The sequence below is a fragment of the Sphingomonas sp. NIC1 genome (genome assembly GCF_001638925.1).
GTDB classification, from domain to species: domain Bacteria; phylum Pseudomonadota; class Alphaproteobacteria; order Sphingomonadales; family Sphingomonadaceae; genus Sphingomonas; species Sphingomonas aquatilis.
The window spans coordinates 691,344-711,262 of record NZ_CP015521.1; the positions used below are offsets into that span (position 1 = coordinate 691,344).

23 protein-coding genes are annotated in these 19,919 nt (G+C 68.4%); 10 read left to right on the forward strand and 13 right to left on the reverse strand.

What is annotated here, in order from left to right:
- Positions 1 to 54: 54 nt before the first annotated feature.
- The 3 genes from infC to A7E77_RS03505 all read right to left on the reverse strand — a co-directional run bounded on the left by infC (position 55) and on the right by A7E77_RS03505 (position 3,883).
- Complete coding sequence (gene infC / locus A7E77_RS03495; RefSeq protein ID WP_017979637.1) at positions 55 to 588, reverse strand: translation initiation factor IF-3; 534 nt, start codon at positions 586 to 588, stop codon at positions 55 to 57.
- Positions 589 to 674: 86 nt separating this feature from the next.
- A complete protein-coding gene (gene thrS / locus A7E77_RS03500) occupies positions 675 to 2,672 on the reverse strand; it encodes a threonine--tRNA ligase (protein WP_063685884.1) in 1,998 nt (665 codons plus the stop codon).
- Between the two features lie 395 nt (positions 2,673 to 3,067).
- The gene (locus A7E77_RS03505) at positions 3,068 to 3,883 is read right to left on the reverse strand and encodes an LD-carboxypeptidase (RefSeq protein ID WP_063685885.1); all 816 of its coding nucleotides are present in this window, start codon (positions 3,881 to 3,883) and stop codon (positions 3,068 to 3,070) included.
- Between the two features lie 63 nt (positions 3,884 to 3,946).
- Between A7E77_RS03505 and A7E77_RS03510 the strand changes: the two genes are divergently transcribed.
- The 9 genes from A7E77_RS03510 to A7E77_RS03550 all read left to right on the forward strand — a co-directional run bounded on the left by A7E77_RS03510 (position 3,947) and on the right by A7E77_RS03550 (position 12,031).
- Entirely contained in the window at positions 3,947 to 5,398 is a 1,452-nt protein-coding gene (locus A7E77_RS03510; RefSeq protein WP_063685886.1) for a glutamate ligase domain-containing protein, read from the forward strand.
- Between the two features lie 22 nt (positions 5,399 to 5,420).
- Positions 5,421 to 5,657, forward strand: coding sequence for a DUF6356 family protein (locus A7E77_RS03515; RefSeq protein ID WP_017979641.1), 237 nt, complete (start codon positions 5,421 to 5,423; stop codon positions 5,655 to 5,657).
- 68 nt (positions 5,658 to 5,725) lie between these two features.
- Positions 5,726 to 6,160: a hypothetical protein gene (locus A7E77_RS03520; protein ID WP_063685888.1), complete on the forward strand. Its 435-nt coding sequence runs from the start codon at positions 5,726 to 5,728 to the stop codon at positions 6,158 to 6,160.
- The gene (locus A7E77_RS03525) at positions 6,157 to 6,360 is read left to right on the forward strand and encodes a helix-turn-helix transcriptional regulator (protein ID WP_017979643.1); all 204 of its coding nucleotides are present in this window, start codon (positions 6,157 to 6,159) and stop codon (positions 6,358 to 6,360) included. Before A7E77_RS03520 ends, A7E77_RS03525 begins: the two co-directional genes overlap by 4 nt.
- A 1-nt stretch (position 6,361) precedes the next feature.
- Positions 6,362 to 7,264, forward strand: coding sequence for an alpha/beta fold hydrolase (locus A7E77_RS03530; RefSeq protein WP_063685890.1), 903 nt, complete (start codon positions 6,362 to 6,364; stop codon positions 7,262 to 7,264).
- 371 nt (positions 7,265 to 7,635) lie between these two features.
- Positions 7,636 to 8,730 carry a YjgN family protein gene (locus A7E77_RS03535; RefSeq protein ID WP_017979645.1) on the forward strand — a complete coding sequence of 365 codons (1,095 nt, stop codon included), beginning with the start codon at positions 7,636 to 7,638 and terminating at the stop codon, positions 8,728 to 8,730.
- Positions 8,731 to 8,734: 4 nt separating this feature from the next.
- On the forward strand, positions 8,735 to 9,787 hold the full coding sequence (locus A7E77_RS03540; RefSeq protein ID WP_063685892.1) for a M48 family metallopeptidase: 1,053 nt from the start codon (positions 8,735 to 8,737) through the stop codon (positions 9,785 to 9,787).
- A 424-nt stretch (positions 9,788 to 10,211) separates the two neighbouring features.
- The gene (locus A7E77_RS03545; protein ID WP_063685893.1) at positions 10,212 to 11,498 is read left to right on the forward strand and encodes an ATP-binding protein; all 1,287 of its coding nucleotides are present in this window, start codon (positions 10,212 to 10,214) and stop codon (positions 11,496 to 11,498) included.
- Positions 11,495 to 12,031: a response regulator transcription factor gene (locus A7E77_RS03550; RefSeq protein ID WP_017979648.1), complete on the forward strand. Its 537-nt coding sequence runs from the start codon at positions 11,495 to 11,497 to the stop codon at positions 12,029 to 12,031. Before A7E77_RS03545 ends, A7E77_RS03550 begins: the two co-directional genes overlap by 4 nt.
- Before the next feature lie 264 nt (positions 12,032 to 12,295).
- Here A7E77_RS03550 and A7E77_RS03555 read toward each other — a convergent pair whose 3' ends face one another.
- The 9 genes from A7E77_RS03555 to wrbA form a co-directional block, all read right to left on the reverse strand.
- The gene (locus A7E77_RS03555; protein ID WP_017979649.1) at positions 12,296 to 12,598 is read right to left on the reverse strand and encodes a polyhydroxyalkanoic acid system family protein; all 303 of its coding nucleotides are present in this window, start codon (positions 12,596 to 12,598) and stop codon (positions 12,296 to 12,298) included.
- On the reverse strand, positions 12,595 to 13,026 hold the full coding sequence (locus A7E77_RS03560; RefSeq protein WP_063685895.1) for a VOC family protein: 432 nt from the start codon (positions 13,024 to 13,026) through the stop codon (positions 12,595 to 12,597). The genes A7E77_RS03555 and A7E77_RS03560 overlap by 4 nt, the downstream gene beginning before the upstream one ends.
- A gap of 153 nt (positions 13,027 to 13,179) precedes the next feature.
- Positions 13,180 to 13,542: a hypothetical protein gene (locus A7E77_RS03565; protein WP_063685897.1), complete on the reverse strand. Its 363-nt coding sequence runs from the start codon at positions 13,540 to 13,542 to the stop codon at positions 13,180 to 13,182.
- Complete coding sequence (locus A7E77_RS03570; RefSeq protein WP_226341836.1) at positions 13,539 to 13,958, reverse strand: hypothetical protein; 420 nt, start codon at positions 13,956 to 13,958, stop codon at positions 13,539 to 13,541. Before A7E77_RS03570 ends, A7E77_RS03565 begins: the two co-directional genes overlap by 4 nt.
- A 29-nt stretch (positions 13,959 to 13,987) precedes the next feature.
- Complete coding sequence (gene gloB / locus A7E77_RS03575) at positions 13,988 to 14,716, reverse strand: hydroxyacylglutathione hydrolase (protein WP_063685899.1); 729 nt, start codon at positions 14,714 to 14,716, stop codon at positions 13,988 to 13,990.
- Between the two features lie 4 nt (positions 14,717 to 14,720).
- Positions 14,721 to 15,170, reverse strand: coding sequence for a VOC family protein (locus A7E77_RS03580; protein ID WP_063685901.1), 450 nt, complete (start codon positions 15,168 to 15,170; stop codon positions 14,721 to 14,723).
- A gap of 415 nt (positions 15,171 to 15,585) precedes the next feature.
- Positions 15,586 to 16,356: a tetratricopeptide repeat protein gene (locus A7E77_RS03585; protein ID WP_063685903.1), complete on the reverse strand. Its 771-nt coding sequence runs from the start codon at positions 16,354 to 16,356 to the stop codon at positions 15,586 to 15,588.
- The gene (locus A7E77_RS03590; protein WP_063685905.1) at positions 16,353 to 17,087 is read right to left on the reverse strand and encodes an alpha/beta hydrolase; all 735 of its coding nucleotides are present in this window, start codon (positions 17,085 to 17,087) and stop codon (positions 16,353 to 16,355) included. The genes A7E77_RS03585 and A7E77_RS03590 overlap by 4 nt, the downstream gene beginning before the upstream one ends.
- Before the next feature lie 198 nt (positions 17,088 to 17,285).
- Entirely contained in the window at positions 17,286 to 17,888 is a 603-nt protein-coding gene (gene wrbA, locus A7E77_RS03595) for an NAD(P)H:quinone oxidoreductase (RefSeq protein WP_024310391.1), read from the reverse strand.
- A gap of 136 nt (positions 17,889 to 18,024) precedes the next feature.
- Between wrbA and A7E77_RS03600 the strand changes: the two genes are divergently transcribed.
- Entirely contained in the window at positions 18,025 to 18,930 is a 906-nt protein-coding gene (locus A7E77_RS03600) for a LysR family transcriptional regulator (protein ID WP_063685907.1), read from the forward strand.
- A gap of 121 nt (positions 18,931 to 19,051) precedes the next feature.
- Here A7E77_RS03600 and A7E77_RS03605 read toward each other — a convergent pair whose 3' ends face one another.
- A complete protein-coding gene (locus A7E77_RS03605) occupies positions 19,052 to 19,801 on the reverse strand; it encodes an SDR family NAD(P)-dependent oxidoreductase (RefSeq protein WP_017979660.1) in 750 nt (249 codons plus the stop codon).
- Positions 19,802 to 19,919 lie beyond the last annotated feature (118 nt).

A 19,919-nucleotide genomic window follows, 5' to 3' on the forward strand; every position in this document is an offset into this window, starting at 1 on the left:
TCAAAAAGACCGATTTCAGATGACGCTACGGAAAGCGCCGATCCGGCCGGATGCTTATTTCGGCGCGAGCACCATCAGCATCTGGCGGCCTTCCATACGCGGATAGGCTTCGACCTTGGCGATCTCCTGCACCTGCTCCGCAACGCGCTGCAGCACGTTCATGCCGAGCTGGCCATGGCTGAGCTCGCGACCGCGGAAGCGCATGGTGACCTTCACCTTGTCGCCATCCTCGATGAATTCGGCGACCTTCTTCATCTTAGTGTCGTAATCATGGTCGTCGATGTTCGGACGCATTTTGATCTCCTTGATCTCCTGCGTCTTCTGCGACTTCCTAGCGAGGTTCGCCTTCTTCTGCGCCTCGTACTTGAACTTGCCGACGTCGAGGAACTTGGCGACGGGCGGATCGGCGTTCGGCGACACCTCGACCAGATCCAGGCCGACTTCCTGCGCCTGCGCCATCGCCTCGCGCGTGTACATCACGCCAAGATTCTCACCCTCATGGTCGATGACGCGGACCTTGGGGCTCTGGATCCATTCGTTGAAACGAGGACCGTTCATCGGCGGCGCCTGGTTCGGCCGGCGCATCATGGGAGGACGTATGGGTATTGCTCCTGTGGTGGTTTGCGAACGTATATAAGGGATCGGCGCGCCTTTTGAAAGACGCGCCGTCTCCTTCAGCCGCGCATGTCCGGCGCCAGTGCCTCGTCGCGGAGCATAGCGAGCGCTTCGTCGATGGTCACGATCTGCTGCGCTTGGCTGCCGAGGCGGCGGATGGCGACCTTGCCTTCCTCCGCTTCACGCTTGCCGACGACGAGCAGGACCGGGACCTTGGCGACGGAGTGTTCGCGGACCTTGTAGTTGATCTTCTCGTTGCGGAGATCGGTTTCGACGCGCAGGCCTGCCTTGCGCAAGCGCGCCGCCACCTCTTCGGCATAATCATCGGCGTCCGAGACGATCGTCGCGACGACCGCTTGCACTGGGGACAGCCAGAGTGGGAAGCGGCCGGCGTGGTGTTCGATCAGGATGCCGATGAAGCGTTCGAACGTGCCGAGGATCGCGCGGTGGAGCATGATCGGGCGGTGGCGGTTGCCGTCCTCGCCGACATAGCTCGCGTCGAGGCGGTCGGGCAGCACGCGGTCGGACTGGATGGTGCCGACCTGCCACGTCCGGCCGATCGCGTCGGTCAGGTGGAATTCGAGCTTGGGCGCGTAGAAGGCGCCCTCGCCTGGCAGTTCCTCGAACTTCGCCTTGATGTCCTCAGGCAGGTTCGAGGCCTGCACCGCTTCGCGCAGTTCCTGCTCCGCCTGGTCCCACATCTCATCAGAGCCGAAGCGCTTTTCGGGGCGCAGCGCCAGCTTCACCGCATAATCGGTGAAGCCCAAGTCCTGATAGACCGAGTGGAGCAGTTCGCAGAACTTGCGCACTTCGTCGACCAATTGGTCCTCGCGCACGAAGATATGCGCGTCGTCCTGCGTGAACTGGCGGACGCGCATGATGCCGTGGAGGGCGCCGTGCGGCTCGTTGCGGTGGCAGCAGCCGAATTCGGCCATGCGGATGGGGAGGTCGCGGTAGCTCTTGATCCCCTGCTTGAAGATCAGGACGTGCGCGGGGCAGTTCATCGGCTTCAGCGCCATCAGGTCGGCATCGCCCGACAGGATCGCGCCTTCGTCCTCGGTGTTCGGAATCTCGTCCGGCACCACGAACATGTTTTCGCGATACTTGCCCCAGTGGCCCGACTGTTCCCACTGGCGTGCGTCCATCAGCTGCGGCGTCTTCACCTCGGCATAATCGGCGGCGTCGAGGCGGCGGCGCATATAGGCCTCCATCTGCCGCCACAGGACGAAGCCCTTGGGGTGCCAGAAGACCGAACCCTGCGCTTCGGACTGGAGGTGGAACAGGTCCATCTCCGCGCCGATCTTGCGGTGATCGCGCTTGGCGGCCTCTTCCAGCATGAAGAGGTGCTGATCGAGTTGCTTCTTGTTGAGCCAGCCGGTGCCGTAGATCCGGCTGAGCATCGCGTTCTTCTGGTCGCCGCGCCAATAGGCGCCCGATACGCGCGTCAGCTTGAAGGCGTTGGGATCGAGCTTGCCGGTCGAGACCATGTGCGGCCCGCGGCACATGTCGAGCCATTCGCCCTGACGGTAGATCGTCAGTTCCTCGCCCTCAGGCAGTTCGGCGGCCCATTCGGCCTTGAAGGTCTCGCCCTGCTTCGTCCAGGTGTCGATCAGCTGTTCGCGGCTCCACACTTCGCGCGTGAACGGTTCGTTCTTCGCGATGATGCGGCGCATTTCGGCCTCGATCGCGGGCAGATCGTCCTCGGTGAAGGGACGGTCCTTGGGTGCGAAGTCATAGTAGAAACCGTCGTCGGTCGCGGGACCGAAGGTGATCTGCGTGCCGGGGAACAGATGCTGCACCGCCTCGGCCATCACGTGCGCAAGATCGTGGCGGACGAGTTCGAGCGCGTCGGCTTCGTCCTTCGCGGTCACCAGTGCGAGCTGCGTGTCGCCATCGAACGGCCGGTTAAGGTCACGCACCTGCCCGTCGATGCGCGCGGCGAGCGCCGCCTTGGCGAGGCCCGGACCGATGGCGGCGGCCACGTCCGCGGGGGTAGTCCCCGGCGCAACCTCGCGGACGGAACCGTCGGGCAGCGTGATACGGAACATGACAGACATGGGTTCAAGGCTTCCTTGGGTATTGAGAGCGCGGCTTATGCACGCGGGGGAGCGACGGACGCAAGGCGAGTCGCGGGGGCGATTCGGGGGCGCGGCGGCCGTTCGGGGCGCTGGAAGTGGACGAAGTGGACGATACGTTATGATCGGAAGCGCCACCCGTGCTGTCCCAACGCGGCGGTGCCGGCGTGATGGGCGGAGGCGCGACATGGGCCATCGCGGGGAGCTTAGGCATAAATGGGGCGTGTAGGACAGGGCCTCTTTTCGTCACCCCGGACTTGGTCCGGGGTCCACTCTGCGGCCAGGGGAGTGGTTCGAGCCTCTTGCCGTGCCCGCGCGGCCCGGTGGACCCCGGACCAAGTCCGGGGTGACGGAGTGGAGGTGGCTACCGTCGCGCCTCACACGATCCCGAACGGCACCACGCGGTTGGTTTGGGTGTGGCCGACGTCAGCCCTCCCCAAATAGGGCACGCCGAGGTCGGCGCACCAGCGGCGGACCATATATTCGATGTCCTCGTTCCATTGCGGCTCGTTCGGCGTCACCGCGGTGACGCTGCCGACGCGGACGCCGGCGATGCCCTTCAGCTGCGTCGCATGGCCCATGTGAAACAGCAGCCGGTCGATATTGTACATGGGTTCCGACACTTCCTCGATGATGAGGACGTGGTCGGTGAGGTCGGGCAGATAGGGCGTGCCGATCAGCGCGCCCAGGATCGACAGGTTGAACGCCGCCGCCGGGCGCCCGTCGAGCCGCGGCTCCAGCCCCTGCCGGTCGCCGCGCGCCAGCCAGCCGAGCGAGCGCGCGATCGTCTGGTCGCCGTGCGTGCGGCGGATGTCGCTCGCCATCGGACCATGGACCGGCCGGCCGATCCGCCGGGCGTAGAGCGCGCCGAGCAGGAAACCCATGTCGGAATAGCCAAGATACGTCTTGTGCCGCGCCGCCGGCCCCAGCTGCGGCATCACCAGCGGCAGGATTCGGTTCGAACCATAACCGCCGCGCAGGAACCAGATCGCGTCGAAACCGGGATCGTTGGCGAATTCGAGGAAGGCGTCGGCGCGGCGACGGTCGCTGCCGGCGAAATGGCCGTCCGTCTCCCAGCATTGCGGGTGAACGATCAGGTCGACCTCGGGATAGGCCAAAGCGGTGAAGGCGATGAACGGCGCCTCGGCATCCTTGTTGCCGATGCTCGCCGGCGCCACCACTCCAATCCGCATGCGCGTATCCCCGCTCGCCGACAGAGCCTTGTGCCTGCCGATGCCCGGCGATAGCGCGGGCCGATGGCGAACGGCAACATTTCCGAGACGGTACAGGGTCAGCGCTTCTTTCTGGTCGGCATCGGCGGATCCGGCATGCTGCCGCTGGCGACGATCCTGGCTGGACGCGGCGCGATCGTCGAAGGATCGGACCGCGGGCTGGACCAGGGGCGCGTGCCCGCCAAGTTCGACAGCCTGATCGCGCGCGGCATCCGCCTGCACCCGCAGGACGGCAGCGGGATCACCTCGCCCCAGCAGATCGTCGTCGCCTCCGCCGCGGTCGAAGACACGGTGGCGGATATCGTCGCCGCGACGCGGCTGGGGTGCGCGCGGATGAGCCGTGCCGAGCTGCTGAGCACCCTGTTCAACGCGAGCGAACTACCGATCGGCATCGCCGGCACCAGCGGCAAATCGACCGTGACGGGCATGATCGGCTGGATCCTGCACGCGGCGGGGCGCGACCCCACGGTGATGAACGGCGCGGTGATGAAGAACTTCGCGGCGCCGGATGCGCCGTTCGCGAGCGCGCTGGTGGGGGCCAATAGAAAGGAGGGGGGCGATGCCTTCGTCAGCGAGGTGGACGAGAGCGACGGGTCGATCGCGCGCTACGTGCCGCGGGTTGCGGTGCTGAACAACGTCAGCCTGGATCACAAGGCGCTGGACGAATTGCGGCGCCTGTTCGCCGACTTTGCGGGCAAGGCCGATGTGGTCGTCGCCAATGTGGGCGATGCGGAGACGGCGGCGCTGGTCGCGGGCATGGCGAATGTGGTGACCGTCGCGGTGGAGGCGGAGGCGGATCTGCGCGCCGAGAATTTGGTGCCGGAGCCGTTTGCGATATCGTTTGAGCTGGTAGCGCGCCTGCCCTTCGGCGCGGGCGAGATGCGGCGGCATGTCCGACTCGCCGTACCCGGCCGGCACAATGTCGCCAATGCGCTGGCCGCGATCGCCGCGGTCGCCGCCGCGGGCATTCCGCTGGAGCAGGCGGTGGAGGCGATCGGCGGCTTTACAGGCCTCAGGCGCCGGTTCGACTTCATCGGCGCGGCGGGCGGGGTCGCGGTGATCGACGATTTCGGGCACAACCCCGACAAGATTGCCGCGACGCTCGATACGTTGCACGCCTTTCCCGGGCGCCTGCGCATCCTGTTCCAACCCCACGGCTATGGCCCGCTGAAGGTGATGCGGCGCGAGCTGGTCGAGAGCCTGACGCAGCGGCTGCGGCCCGACGACCTGCTCGTCCTGCCCGATCCGGTCTATCACGGCGGCACCGTGAGCCGCGAGGTGACGAGCGCCGACATCGTCGCGGATCTGACCGCCGCCGGCCGCGACGCGCGCCATGTCGCTAACCGCGCGGAGGCGGCTGCGCTGCTGGTCGCCGAAGCGCGACCGGGCGACCGGGTCGTCGTGATGGGCGCTAGGGACGATACGTTGAGCCTGCTCGCCGCCGAGATGCTGGAAAGCCTGCGCGCGAAGGGATAGCATCCGGGGCAGGAGGTGTCCGATGAACCCCTTTACCCACCACCCCGCCTCGGTCGGCGAGAGCTACACGCAGCATCTGGGCGTCGCGACCCGGTTCGGCCTGCGCATGATCGCGGGCGGGCTCGGCGCGCTGGCGCATGGCGTCTTCCCGTTCCTGTTCACCACCACCGGCAGCCGCACGATCAGCGCGCTCCACGCCGAAATCGTCGCCAAGCGCGCCGACGAGGCGCAGCGCCGATCGGTGGAGTTTGTCATCTGATGTAAAGCGCGCTTGACGTAAAGCGAGCTTTCCATGTAAAGCCTCCTTCACATACGAAGGAGGCTGTTATGTTCTCGATTCGACGCAGCGAAAAGCTGAACCCGGCGCAGCGCCGCTATCTGCGCCGCTTCTTTCCAGCGATGACGATGTACGTGCTGGTGCTGTTCGCCTGCACGGCCATGATCCGCGATCAGAAGCCGCAGGGGGCGCTGCTCGCGCTTCTGTCCGTAGCGCCGGCGCTGCCGATCGTTGCAGCGATCCTGGTGATGGGCGCTTATCTGATCGAGGAGCGCGACGAGTTCATCCGCACGCGGCTGGCCACGGCGATGCTGGGCGGGCTCGGCGTCATGCTGGTCATCACCACCGTCTGGGGGTTCCTCGAGAACGGCGGCGCGGTCGGGCACTTCCCGACCTTCCTGACCTTCCCCGTCTGGTGCGGCTGTTTCGGCCTGTGGCAGTGCGCGATGGGGCTGCGCGACCGCTTTGCCGGGGACGGCGCATGAACAACCACCTGCGCGCGCTGCGGGCGACGCGGGGGTGGAGCCAGCAGCATCTCGCCGAACAGCTGGAGGTCAGCCGGCAGAGCGTCAATGCGATCGAGACGGGGCGCTACGATCCCTCGCTCCCCCTCGCCTTCCGCATAGCCGAGCTGTTCGAGCTTGCCATCGAAGACGTCTTCGTCAGTCCGTCCAAGGAGAAGTAATATGATCCGGTTTGTCGGTATGCGCCTTGCTGCCTCCGCCCTGACGCTGGGCGTCGTCCTGCAGCCGGCGCCGAGCCATGCCGCGACGCCTGCGGCCGACACGCGGATGCCGCATATCTCGGTCGTGGCGACCGGCAAGGGTAGTCCGGTCATCCTGATCCCCGGCCTGTCGTCCCCGCGCGCGGTGTGGGACGGCGTGGTGCCGGGCCTTGCGAAGACCCATCGCGTCTATGTGGTGCAGGTCAACGGCTTCGGCGGCGACGCACCGGGGGCGAACCTGTCGCCGGGCGTGCTGGACGGCGTGGTCGCGGACCTGCACGCGCTGATCGCCAAGGAAAAGATCGCAGGCGCCGCAGTGGTTGGCCATTCGATGGGCGGGCTCGCCGCGCTGATGCTGGCCAAGGCGCATCCGGGCGATGCGGGCAAGCTGATGATCGTCGACTCGCTGCCCTTCATCGGCACGCTGTTCGCGCCGACCGCGACCGTCGCGATGATCGAACCGCGCGCGAAGGCGATGCGCGACATGCAGGCGGCGAGCTATGGCAAGCCCGCCGATGCCGCCGCCGCGACCGCGATCGCCGAACGGCTGGCGCTGCGCCCGGAGGCGCGTGCGAAGGTGACGGCCTGGGCGATGGCCGCCGATCCGCGCGTTTCGGCACAGGCGATGTACGAGGACATGACCACCGACCTGCGCCCCGCGATGCCGCAGATCGCGACGCCGATCACGCTCGTCTATCCCTGGGCGACGTCGGGGCCGAGCGAGGCGCAGGCGAAGGCGCTGTACACCGCGGCCTATGCGGGTGCGCCGAACGTGCGGTTCGTGGGGATCGGCGATGCGGCGCATTTCGTGATGCTCGACCAGCCCGCGGCGTTTCAGGCGGCGATCGAGGGGTTTGCGGGGTGATGCTGGTTCGGTGTTGATGTGAGTGGCCGTGGTGGAGAAGCGGGACCCCGGATCACGTCCGGGGTGACGGAGGGGGTTTGGGGGGCGGTCCGTCTTTGCCAGCGCGCCCGTCATCCCGGCCTTGAGCCGGGATCCCGCTTCTTCTCTTGGGGGCGAGAAAGCGGGACCCGGGACCCGAGCCGTCGTCCCGCCTCATTGGCAAAAATGCCGGATCGTCATTCCCGGCAACGAAGGCGAGCGTCGTGAGGGGCTTAGGCGCCGGCATGCCGTGCGGGGCGGCGCGTCGGCGGGGGGATTGCCCTGTCCATGGCCCAGATTGTCGTTGACCCGTCCCCGGCGCTCGGCTCCACTGCCCCGCGAGGGGGACGGACATGAGTGACGAACAGGCAGCGACGCGGGCGTTCCGCTTTACCGGGCGGTGGCAGGATTATGCGCCGATCGCCTTCACCAACCTGCTGCTGACGATCGTCACGCTGGGCGTCTACGTCTTCTGGGCGCGGACGCGGACGCGGCGGTATCTGTGGAGCCGGACGCAGTTCATCGACGACCGGCTGGAATGGACGGGCACGGGGCTGGAGCTGTTCGTCGGCTATCTGCTCGCCTTCGTCCTGTTCGTCCTGCCGCTCGGCATCATCAACCTCGTCCTGCAGGGCGTGATGATGCGCGGGCATCAGGGTGCGGCGGGGCTGATGGTGGGGCTGCTCTATCTCGCGATCCTCTACCTGTTCGGCGTCGCGCGGTTCCGGGCGCTGCGCTACCGCCTCAGCCGCACGCTGTGGCATGGCATCCGCGGCGGCAGCGACGACCAGGGCGTCGCCTATGGCTGGAGCTATTTCTGGCGGACATTGCTGTCGTTCCTGACCATCTATCTGATGACGCCCTGGGCGATGGCCAGGCTGTGGAACCAGCGGTGGAATGCAATGAGCTTCGGTTCGCTGCCCTTCCGCAGCGAGGCGCGCTGGCAGCCGGTTTTCAAGCGATTCCTGCTGTTCTACGTCGCGCCGATCCTCATCGTCGTGGCGGCCGGCATCCTGGGCTTCCTGTTCGCGGGGGCGTTTGCCGGGATGAAGCCCGGTACGCCGCCGACGGCGGGCGTGATCGCGACGGTGGTGCTGGCCGTCGTCGGCTTCTACGTGCTGTTCTTCGGCGTGCTGGGCCTGATCGCCATGGCCTTCTACGCCGCCTTCTTCCGCGAAGCGATCGGCGCGACGTCGCTGGGCAAGCTGGAGTTCGGGTTCGAGGCGTCGACGATGGACTGGGTGAAGCTGTACCTCGGCAATTTGGGCCTGACGGTGGTCACCTTCGGCGTCGGCTATATCTTCGTGCCGTACCGCAATTGGGCGTTCTTCATCCGCCACCTCGCGGCCTATGGCGAGGTGGAGATCGACACGCTGACCCAGTCGCGCACGCGCGAACCGGGCCAGGGCGAAGGGCTGCTCGACGCGTTCGACGTCGGCGCGTTCTGACCCCATGCGCGCAGGCGTCTGGCATTACGACGGCGTCACCGCGCTGCGCCGCCGGGTGGAGCTGGTCGCCGAGGGCGACGGCTTCACGCTGGTGGACGACGGGCAGGCCGGCGCGCGGGTGCCGTTCGCCGAGCTGACGCCGGGCGACGGCGACGCCGGCCATGCAAGCTTCGGGCGCAAGGGGCACCCCGGCTGGCGCATCACCTTCGACGGCGCGGTGCCGGCCGATCTCGCCGCGGCGCTGCCGGGCGCGCATCGCTACGGCCGCTGGGTCGACCGGCTGGGGCTGTGGCGCGCGGTCGGCGTCTTTGCGGTGCTGGCGGCGATCGTCGTGGTCGTCGTTCTGCGCACCCCTGCCCTGCTCGCGCGGCTGATCCCGGCGTCGGCCGAACAGCGGCTGGGCGACGTGATGATGGGCGATTTCGGTCGCAAGGGCTGTTCCGATCCCGCCGGACGCGCCGCGCTGGCGACGCTGGTGCAGCGCATCGACCCCGACGATCGCACGCTGGAGGTGCATGTCGTCAAACTGCCGATGGTCAATGCGGTGACGCTGCCCGGCGGGCGGATCGTGGTGTTCGACGGGCTGATCCAGGCGGCGCAATCGCCCGACGAGGTGGCGGGCGTGATCGCGCATGAGATCGGCCACGTGCGCGGACGCGACGTGATGGAATCGCTGCTGCGGCAAATGGGCCTGTCCGTCCTGCTCGGCGGGATGGAGGGGCATGTCGGCGGCTATACCAACGCGCTGCTCGCCACCGCTTATTCGCGCGATGCGGAGGCGCGCGCCGATGGCCGGGCGATCGAGATGCTGCGCGATGCGAAGCTGTCGCCGGTGCCGACCGCGCGCTTCTTCGACCGGCTGGGCAAGGGCGCGGGCGGTACGGAGCGGATGTTCGCCTATATCGCCAGCCATCCGATGTCGGCGGACCGGGCGAAGCGGTTCCGGGCGAGCATCGTGAAGGGCGCAGTGTATACGCCTGCGCTGGACGCGCGCCAGTGGGCGGCACTGCGCGGGATTTGCAAGGGCGAGACGGATAGGGTCGACTGGCGGTTCTGAGGGGGGCGTCGTTTGCACCGTTGCTGCGGGGTTTCTGCGGCGCGGGGGAGTTGGAGGCTCTGGCCGTCCCCGTGTGGCGGGGTGGACCCCGGACCAAGTCCGGGGTGACGGCGTGGGTGGGATAGGCGGTCGGGCCGTTTTCCGTGGATGGGTTAGACAGGGTGGCGGCTTGGGACATCCAGCTCGTACGCCTGCTCTTGTCGGCTGGCGGCCGGGCGGGGCGTTTCCCCACCCGCTCCGTCACCCCGGACTTGGTCCGGGGTCCACTCTGCGGCGAGGGGGCCGCTGGAGGGTCAGGCCATCCCCGTGCGGCGCGGTGGACCCCGGAACGAGTCCGGGGTGACGGGGTGAGTGGAATGGGTGTTCCGGCCCTTTCCTTAGCGCCGGGATGACGGGCGGGGCGGCGCGCGCTACCACGATGGGTATGAGCCACGCCGTCCGCCTGCCACCGCCTGCGCCTGCGCCTGACGATGCCGCGGCGCGCAATATGCGGCAGCTGGTGCTGCTGCGCTGGATGGCGGTGGGCGGGCAGCTCGCGACGATCCTGACGGTGCATTACGGCTTCGGGATCACGCTGCCGATCGCGCAGATGTTCGTCGTGCTCGCCGGGCTCGTGATGCTGAACGTCATGACGTGGTTGGGACATCCGCATTGGCCGGTCACCAATTTCCAGCTGTTCGGCACGCTGGTGTGCGACGTCTTCGCGCTGTCGGTGCAGCTGTATCTGTCGGGCGGCGCGAACAATCCGTTCGTGTCGCTGTACCTGTTGCAGGTCGTGATGGGCGCGGTGCTGCTGCATACCTGGTCGAGCTGGGCGCTGGTCGGCTTTACTGCCGTCGCCTTTGCCGTGGTCGCGGCGGTCAGCCCGCCGCTGGCGCTGCCGCCGTGGTTCGCGACGCATCTGTCGCCCGTCTATGTGCTGGCGCTGTGGTGCAATTTCGTGCTCGCCGCGGTGCTGCTGGTGCTGTTCGTGACGCGGATCGCGGCCAATCTGCGCGAGCGCGACGCCTATCTGGCCGACCTCAGTCGCCGAGCGGCGGAGGAGGACCAGATCGTGCGCATGGGCCTGCTGGCCAGCGGCGCGGCGCATGAACTGGGTACGCCGCTCGCATCGATCGCGGTGCTGTTGGGCGACTGGAAGGCCGACCCCGCGGTTATCCACGATCCCCGCCTCGCCGCCGAAGTCGCGGAGATGCAGGCCGAGGTGATGCGCTGCAAGACGATCGTGTCGGGCATCCTGTTCGCCGCGGGCGAGGTGACCGGCGTCGCCCCCGAACGCACGACGGTGCGCCGGTTCCTACGCCAGCTGATCGACGCGTGGCCGGGCACCGTCGCCTTCCATGATGCGTTGTCCGACGATACGCCGATCGTGGCCGATCGCGCGCTGGGGCAGGCGCTGACCAATTTGCTCGACAATGCGGTCGAGGCGGGGGCGGAGCGGATCGCGCTGACGGCGCGGATGGAGGAGGCGATGCTGGTGCTGACGGTGCAGGATGACGGCAGCGGCTTCCCCCCGCAGGTGCTCGACAGCCTGGGGCGGCCGTACAACACCAGCAAGGCGCGACGCGGCGCCGGGCTGGGCCTGTTCCTCGCGACCAACGTGCTGCGGACGCTGGGGGGGACGTTGCAGGCGCGCAACCGGGCGGAGGGCGGCGCAGAGACCGTCCTGCGGCTACCCATCGCGAGCCTGGCGCTGGAGGCGCGCGGATGAGCGAGGCCCGCCGCCTGCTGATCGTCGAGGACGACGCCAATTTCGCCCGCACGCTGGGCCGATCGTTCGAGCGGCGCGGCTATGCGGTCGCGATGATCGACGGGCCGGACACGCTGGAGGCGACGGCGACGGCGTTCAAGCCCGACCATGCGGTGGTCGACCTGCGACTGGGTGGCGCGTCGGGCCTTACCTGCGTCGCGGCGCTGCATGCGCTCGATCCGGGGATCAAGATCGTCGTCCTCACCGGCTTCGCCAGCATCGCGACCGCGGTGGAGGCGATCAAGCTGGGCGCGACCAACTATCTGACGAAGCCCGCCAATACCGACGATATCGAGGCGGCGTTCGCGCGTGTCGAGGGCGATGCCGACGCAACGATCGCCCCTGCCCCGCCGACGTCGATCAAGACGCTGGAATGGGAGCATATCCACCAGACGCTGGCCGATGTGGACTTTAACATTTCGGAAGCCGCGCGGCGGCTGGGGATGCACCGGCGGACCTTGGCGCGGAAGCTCGACAAGCGGCACATGGGGTAGCATCAATCCTCCCCCGCCAGGGGGAGGTGGCGCCGCGTAGCGGTGACGGAGGGGGAGGTAAGAATTGCCCTCAGTCATGACGGGCGCCGCCGTCCTCCCCCTCCACCATTCGGCTGACGCCGAACGGTCCCCCTCCCCCTGGCGGGGGAGGACTTTTGAGCGGCGGTGAATGAGGGGGCAGCCCTGAGCGCCGCGCTCGTGGAAGGGCCCCTCCACCATTCGCTGCGCGAACGGTCCCCCTCCCCGCTGCGCAGGGAGGAATCTTTATTTGAGCAGCTTGGGTGCTTCCTGTTGGATGACGTCGCGGATCTTGCCGGCGAACAGGCCGAGGAAGCCGGGCAGGTCGACGATCGCGTGGACGTTGCTGTCCGACACGGTGGCGCGGCAGCCGATCTGCTGGCCCATCGCGCCGACGGTGAAGTGCATCGTGTCGCCCTCCCACCGGTGATCGACCTGTGCGCCGCCGGGTATCAGCCGGCCGATCTTGCCGATGCCGCCGTCCAGCCGGTCGCGGACGCCCTGCTTGCCGAGCTGGTGGGGAATGTTGATTTCGATCGGCGCGGTCATGCGGGGTCCTTCGTGGTGGCGAACAGCATCGCGTCGTCGGCAAACGCCTTGAACTCCAGCGCGTTGCCCGAGGGGTCGTAGAAGAACATCGTCGCCTGCTCGCCCGGTTGGCCGACAAAGCGGACATGCGGGGCGATGCCGAAGCGGGTGCCCGCCGCGACGAGGCGGTCGCGCAGGGCCTCCCAGTCCGGCATGGTCAGCACCGCGCCGAAATGCGGGACCGGCACGTCATGGCCGTCGACGGCATTTTCGACGCGCACCGCGCGCGCGGCGGGATCGAGGTGGGCGACGATCTGATGGCCGTACAGATCAAAATCGATCCAGGCGTCGCTTGATCGCCCCTCCGCGCAGCCCAGGGTGCCGCCGTAGAAGGCGCGCGCGGCGGCGAGATCGTGGACGGGAAAGGCAAGGTGGAACGGGCGTATCATGTCGACACGATAGGGGGATCGTGGTGCCGGTGCCAGCGTCGCTATCATCCGATCCGGCCGTCATCGCGGCATAGGCTGGGATCGTTCGGTTGAGACGCGGGGCAGGAGCCGCGAAAGACCCCAGACTGCGCTGGGGTGAGATCAACAGGTGGATCAGCGCTTTTCCGGCAGCGTATAGGGCGTGAAGCGGGTGAATCGGCAATAGGCGGAGGGGATCGACGTACCCGGCGTCAGCACGCGGAAGCGATCGTTGCGACACAATTGCCCGCCCCACACGTCGATGATCAGCGTGTTGAGCGGCGCGAGCGACGGGCAGGCGCCGACCGGTCCCGTCTTCCACACCGTGCGACCCGCGCCCTGGCGATAGAGGATGGTGTGCGCATCGACGATCTCCGGGCCGTTGGTGCTCGACAGCGTGATGCAGTCGGCCGGGGTCCCCGCCACCCGGTCGGCGAGCGGGTCAGACCTGGCCGCCATGAGCGGCAGCGCGAGGGCGAGCAGCGCCAGCGCCTTCATCGCGCCGGCCGTTCGTAGCGGACGAATGGACCGAGCGAGCAGCTGCCCGACATCATCCGCGATCCTTGGTCGACCGTGGTCGCGATATCGCCCTGGCACGCCTGGCTCATCGGGCTTTGCGTGACGAGGATATCACCGCGTGCAACGCGCTCGCAGCCGCCCGACGTATCGGTGCGGTATTTGAGCGTACGGCTGACCGAATAGACCAATGTCGGGCCGAACGCCTTGACCTGCGTATTGTTGAAGCGCGGCATGCACGCCATCGGCTGACCGGGGGTGAGGCCGGCGAGTTCCTTCTGTAAGCCGCTGGCCGCGGCGGCGCTGTCCTGTTCGGCGGCAAGGCGTTGCTGCGGCGTCTGAGCGCAGGCCGCCGCCAGCAGCAGCGTCGCCAACGCAAGGGGTGTCCTGATCGCCATATGTCGCTCCTGTCGCCGGGTAAAACGTCTCAGCCTTTGAAATTGTCCTTGCCGGCCCGCAGCGTGGCAAATTCGTCCGCGTCCTTCGCCCGCAGGAACGGATTGGTCGCGCGCTCCAGGCCGATGGTGGTCGGCACGGTCGCCTCGCCCGCCGCGCGGGCTGCGTCGACCGCGCGCATCCGCTCGACCAGCGCCGCATTGTCCGGCTCGACGCTGAGCGCGAAGCGGCCGTTGCTTTGGGTATATTCGTGGCCGCAATAGACGCGCGTCGCGTCGGGCAGCGCGGCGTAGCGCTGCATGTTGGCGAACATCTCTGCCGGCGTGCCTTCGAACAACCGCCCGCAACCCAGCGCGAACAATGTGTCGCCGGTGAAGATCGCCTGATCGTCGGCGAGGTGGAAGGCGATGTGGCCGGCGGTGTGGCCGGGAACGTGCAGCACCTGCGCGACCGATCCGCCGATGTGGACCACGTCGCCTTCGTCCACCGTCGCGTCGAGCGTCGGGATCTTCGCGGCCTCGCGCGCCGGACCGGTGATGCGGGCGCCCGCCGCCCGCAACGCCTCGTTGCCGCCGACGTGATCGGGGTGCCAGTGCGTCGTCCACACCTGATCGATCCGCCAGCCGCGCTGTGTGGCGGCGGCCTGTACGGGCGCCGCCTCGCCGGGATCGACCGCGACCGTCTCGCCGCTGGCATCGTCATGGATCAGCCAGGCGTAATTGTCGCTGAGCACGGGAACGCGGACGATCTCCAGCGTCATGGCGTCACCAGCTGCCGGTGTTGGGCATCGACGCCCAGGGCTCGGCCGACGGCAGCGGGTCGCCCGCCTGCAACAGCTCGATCGAAATGCCGTCGGGGGTCTTCACGAACGCCATGTTGCCGTCGCGCGGCGGGCGGTTGATCGTGACGCCGTGGTCCATCAGCGCCTGGCAGCTGTCGTAGATATTGTCGACGCGATAGGCGAGGTGGCCGAAATTGCGGCCGCCGGTGTAGGTTTCGGGCGCACTGCCGTCCTGTGCCGGCCAATTGTAGGTCAGCTCCACCTCGGCGCGGCGGTCGCCGAGCTTGGCGTCTTCGGGCGTCGCGAGGAAGATCAGCGTGAAGCGGCCCTGCTCGTTGTCGATGCGACGGACTTCGTGGAGGCCGAGCACGTTAAAGAAGGCGATCGTCGCGTCGGGATCGCTGACGCGGATCATGGTGTGGAGGTAATGCATGCCTTGCCCTTGGACTTGGGGAACGATCGTGCCCCAACGCGTAAGGGAGGGCGTCGGTGCCGTCGAGGGGGGGCCACTTCGTCACCCCGGACTTGTTCCGGGGTCCACCGGGCGGCGGGGGGACGGCAAGAGGCTCAGGCGCTGCCCCCGCGGGTCAGTGGAACCCGGAACAAGTCCGGGGTGACGGGTGGGGGTTGGGCGCAGTCATAAGTCCTCCCCCGCCAGGGGGAGGTGGCGCCGCCGAAGGCGGTGACGGAGGGGGAGGTAAGGGTAGCGCTTCGTTACTAGAGACGTTTCCGTCCGCCCCCTCCGTCATGCCTTCGGCATGCCACCTCCCCCTGGCGGGGGAGGACTTATGGCTGCGCAGATTGTCGCCCAGTGCTTCTGCTGGACGACTCGATGGGTTCGGTGGGCGTCAGCGGCCTGTCGGTGCCGCCTTTGCCGCCGGCACGTCGCCGAATTGGGCGAGCGCGGCGCGGGCTTCCTTGCCTGCGGGGGCGTTGGGGGCGAGGCGTGCGGCTTCGGCCCAGGCGGCGCGGGCGCCGGCCTCGTCGCGGGCGAGCGCGGCGATGTTGCCCGCCTCGAGCTGCACCGAGGCGTCGTCGGCGGAGCGTTTCAGCGCCTCGGCAATGTCCGTCTTGGCGCGGATCACGTCGCCCTCGCGCCGTGCCAGCGTCGCCGACAGTAGCCACGCCAGCGGGTCGTCGCCCGCGGTCTTGAGCGCCATATCGATATCGCGACGCGCGCCCTCGGGCTCACCGGCCGCGACCAGCACGCGGGCGTGGTCGAGCTGCGCCTCGCCGAGCGCCAGCCCCTCCAGCGTCCCCGCGATCAGCGCGGTGTCGAGGTTGGACCGCGCCTTGGGCACGTCGCCGGCCGCGAGCCAGGCATTGCCCGCCTGCGCACGGTAATTGGCGGCGCGTTTGTCGTGCGCGGTTTCGGCCGCCTTGGCGGCCGCTTCGAATTCGACGGCGGCGGCGGGGAAGTTGCCCTCCTGCGTGTACGCCAGGCCGGCGCATTGGCGTGCGAACCAGGCGCCGCCGCTGGCGCCCCAGCGGACCGCTTCGGCACGGGCGGCGGCGGGATCGGTGCGGGCGAGCGCGACGCAGCGGTCGAAACGCGCCTCGCGCGGGTCGGCAGGAGCAGCGGTGGCGGCTTGTAAGGCGGCGGCGAACAACAGGATCATAAGCGGCTCAGCACGTCCTCGACCGCGCGGACGATCAGCGCGACGTCGGTGTCGCGCGACAGGCGGTGGTCGCCGTCCTTGACCAGCCACGTCTGCACGTCGGCTGAACGGATCAGCTCGGCCAGATGCACGGTGCGATCCCACGGCACGTCGGGGTCCGCTTGCCCCTGCACCAGCCGCACCGGACCGTCGAAGGGAATGGTGCCGAACATCAATCGGTTGGCTTCGCCCGACTGGAAGAAGGCGCGGGTGTAGAGCGTCGGTTCGGGACCATAGGGGTTGGCACGCTCCAGCTTGCCCTGCTGCAGGATCGCCATTTTTTCGTCGAGCGTGAAACCCCAATCGGTGAAATCGGGGGCCGGCGCGATGCCGACGAGGCCGCGCACGCGATCGGGCCGTGCCCTGGCGGCGAGCAGCATCAGCCAGCCGCCCATCGACGATCCCACCAGCACCACCGGTCCGGCGACGATCTGGTCGATCATCGCCAGCGTATCGTCGCGCCAGCCGGCGAGCGTCTGGTCGGCGAAGTCGCCTTCGCTCGCGCCGCAGCCGCCGTAATCGAAGCGCAGGAAGGCACGGCCGGTGCGGCCCGCCCAGGCCTCCAGCGCCAGCGCCTTGGTGCCGGTCATGTCGGAGGCATAGCCGGGGAGGAAGACGATCGTCGGACCGGTGCCCGGCGTGTGGTGATAGGCGAGACGGGGACGTGGGGGGTGCGTGGGGGCTTGGGTCATGTGCGGGTGGTAGCGCGGTGGCGGGCGGGCGTCATCATGGCGTGGGGGGCGTGATGCTTCACCCAAAATGCCCCGTCACCCCGGACTCGTTCCGGGGTCCACCGGTCCGCAAGGGGGAGGCTGGAGCCGCTTGCCGTCCCCGTGCCGCTTGGTGGACCCCGGAACGAGTCCGGGGTGACGGGGTGGGTTTGGCCGCCGTTACGCCTTCAGCTTCGCCGCCGTCTCGGCGATGCGCTTGCCCTGGTAGCGGGCGCCGGCCAGTTCCTCGGCATGCGGCTGGCGCGAGCCGTCGCCGCCGGCTATCGTGGTGGCGCCGTAGGGCGAACCGCCGCGGACTTCATCGACTCCCATCTGGGCCTGGAAGCCGTAATCGAGGCCGACGATCGCCATGCCGTGGTGCAGCAGGTTGGTAATGAGCGAGAAGAGCGTCGTTTCCTGCCCGCCGTGCTGGCTGGCGGTCGAGGTGAAGGCGCCGCCGACCTTGCCGATCAGCGCGCCCTTGAACCACAGGCCGCCGGTCGTGTCCCAGAAGGCCGCCATCTGGCTGGGCATCCGGCCGTAGCGGGTCGGCGCGCCGACGATGATCGCGTCATAGTCGGCGAGCGCATCGGGGCCCTCGATCAGCGGGTGCGCGGTGTCGGTCTTGAAGCCGGCCGCCTTGACGATCTCGTCCGGCGCGGTTTCGGCGACGCGGCGGATGGCGACCTCTGCCCCACCCTCGCGCGCGCCCTCGGCGACGGCGTCGGCCATCTTCTCGATATGGCCGTAGGAGGAATAATAGAGCACCAGAACCTTGGTCATCGCGAACATCTCCATCTGTCTTGGCCGCCAAGATGGCGTCGGCCCATCGGCGCGTAAACGGAAACGGTGGAAACCGATCGTTTCCTCAAGCGGTTCCTTTGGGTAAGGCTGGCGGTTGCAACCTGTGGGGGGATCGATGCGACTGCCGGATCTGGAGGCCTGGGCGATCTTCGCCGCGGTGGTGGAGCATCGCTCGTTTAGCGGCGCCGCCGATGCGATCGGGCTGAGCAAGGCGACCGTCTCCAAGGCGATCAGCCGGCTGGAGGCGCATATCGGCCAGTCGCTGTTCCACCGCACGTCGCGCCGGCTGGCGCTGACCGAGGCGGGGCGACCGCTCGCCGACCATGCGACGCGCATCCTGGGCGAGGCGCGCGCGGCGGAGGAAGCGGCGCGCGATGCCGCAAGCGTACCGACCGGGCGCGTCCGGCTGGCGGCGCCGATGAGCTTCGGCATCAGCAACGTCGCCCCGCTGCTCGCGACGTTCCTGAAAGAGCATCCGGGCGTCGAGATCGACCTGCATTGTTCGGACGCACGGGTGGATATCGTTGCCGAAGGGTTCGACGTGGCGCTGCGCATCGGCGAGCTGGCCGACAGCAGCCTGCGCGCGCGGCGGCTGGGCGATATCGCAGCGCATCTGGTCGCGTCGCCTGCCTATCTGGCGGAGCATGGCACGCCCGCGCACCCGGCGGCGCTGTCGGCGCATCGGCTGCTCGGCTATTCGAACGTCACCGGGCCGTGGCATTTCCAGCACGCCGACGGCAGCGACGTCGCGATCCGGCCGCAGGGGCCGCTGATCGCCAACAGCGGCGAGGCGCTGGTGCCCACGTTGCTCGCCGGCCTGGGGATCGCGCGCCTGCCGGCCTTCATCGTCGGCCCGCATCTGGCGAGCGGCGCGCTGGTGCCGCTGCTGGCGGACTGGGCGCCGGCGCCGATCGGGCTGCACATCGTCACCCCGCCCAGCGCGCTGCGCCCGGCGCGCGTCGAGGCGCTGATCGCCTTCCTGTCGCAGCATCTGCGCGATCCGTGCGCGGGGCGGGACTAACGGGCCATATATCCCCCGTTCGTGCTGAGCTTGTCGAAGCACACCTGTACGCACGAACCGCACCGCGCGGAGCACCCAGCCCTTCGACAAGCTCAGGGCGAACGGCGTTTTTGGTCCGCCCCTACCCCTTCCGCGCGACCTGGAAGCCGGCGAAGGATTGGCTGACCGGCATCAGTTCCAGCCGGTTGATGTTGAGATGCGGGGGCAGCGTCGCGACCCAGAGCATCGTCGCGGCGATATCCTCCGCGGTCATCGGGTCGGCGCCCTTGTAGAGCGTGTCTGATGCCCCCTGATCGCCGCCGGTGCGCACGACGGTGAACTCCGTTTCGACCATCCCCGGCTCGATCGAGGTGACGCGCACGCCGGTGCCGTGCAGGTCCGAGCGTAGCCCCAGCGAGAATTGCTCCACGAACGCCTTGGTGCCGCCGTAGACGTTGCCGCCGGTGTAGGGATAGGTCGCCGCGACCGACGACAGGTTGATGATCGCGCCCTGGCGTTCGATCAGGCCGGGGAGCAGCCGGTGCGTCAGCGCGACGAGGGCCGAGACGTTGGTGGCGATCATCGTGCGCCAGTCGTCGAGCTTCGCCTCCTGCGCGGGCTTGGTGCCGAGCGCCAGGCCGGCGTTGTTGATGAGGAGGTCGATGTCGCGCCAGTCGGCGGGCAGGCTGTCGAGCGCGGCGGCGGTGGCGGCGTCGTCGGCAATATCGAAGGCGAGCGTGTGGACCGCATCGCCCAACTCCGCCTTCAGCGCGTCCAGCCGGTCGGCGCGGCGGCCGGTGGCGATGACGCGCCAGCCGGCGCCGACGAATTCCTGGGCGGCAGCGGCACCGATGCCGGCGGTGGCGCCGGTGATGAGGGCGGTCTGGGTCATGGCGTCTCTCATGAAAGGGAGGAGTGTCTGCGGGTCTGATGCCGCGACGCGGGCGCGCTGCCAACGATCATCTGCGCGGGGCGATCCGCGGGCATGCGGGCGATCTTCTTTTGCCCAA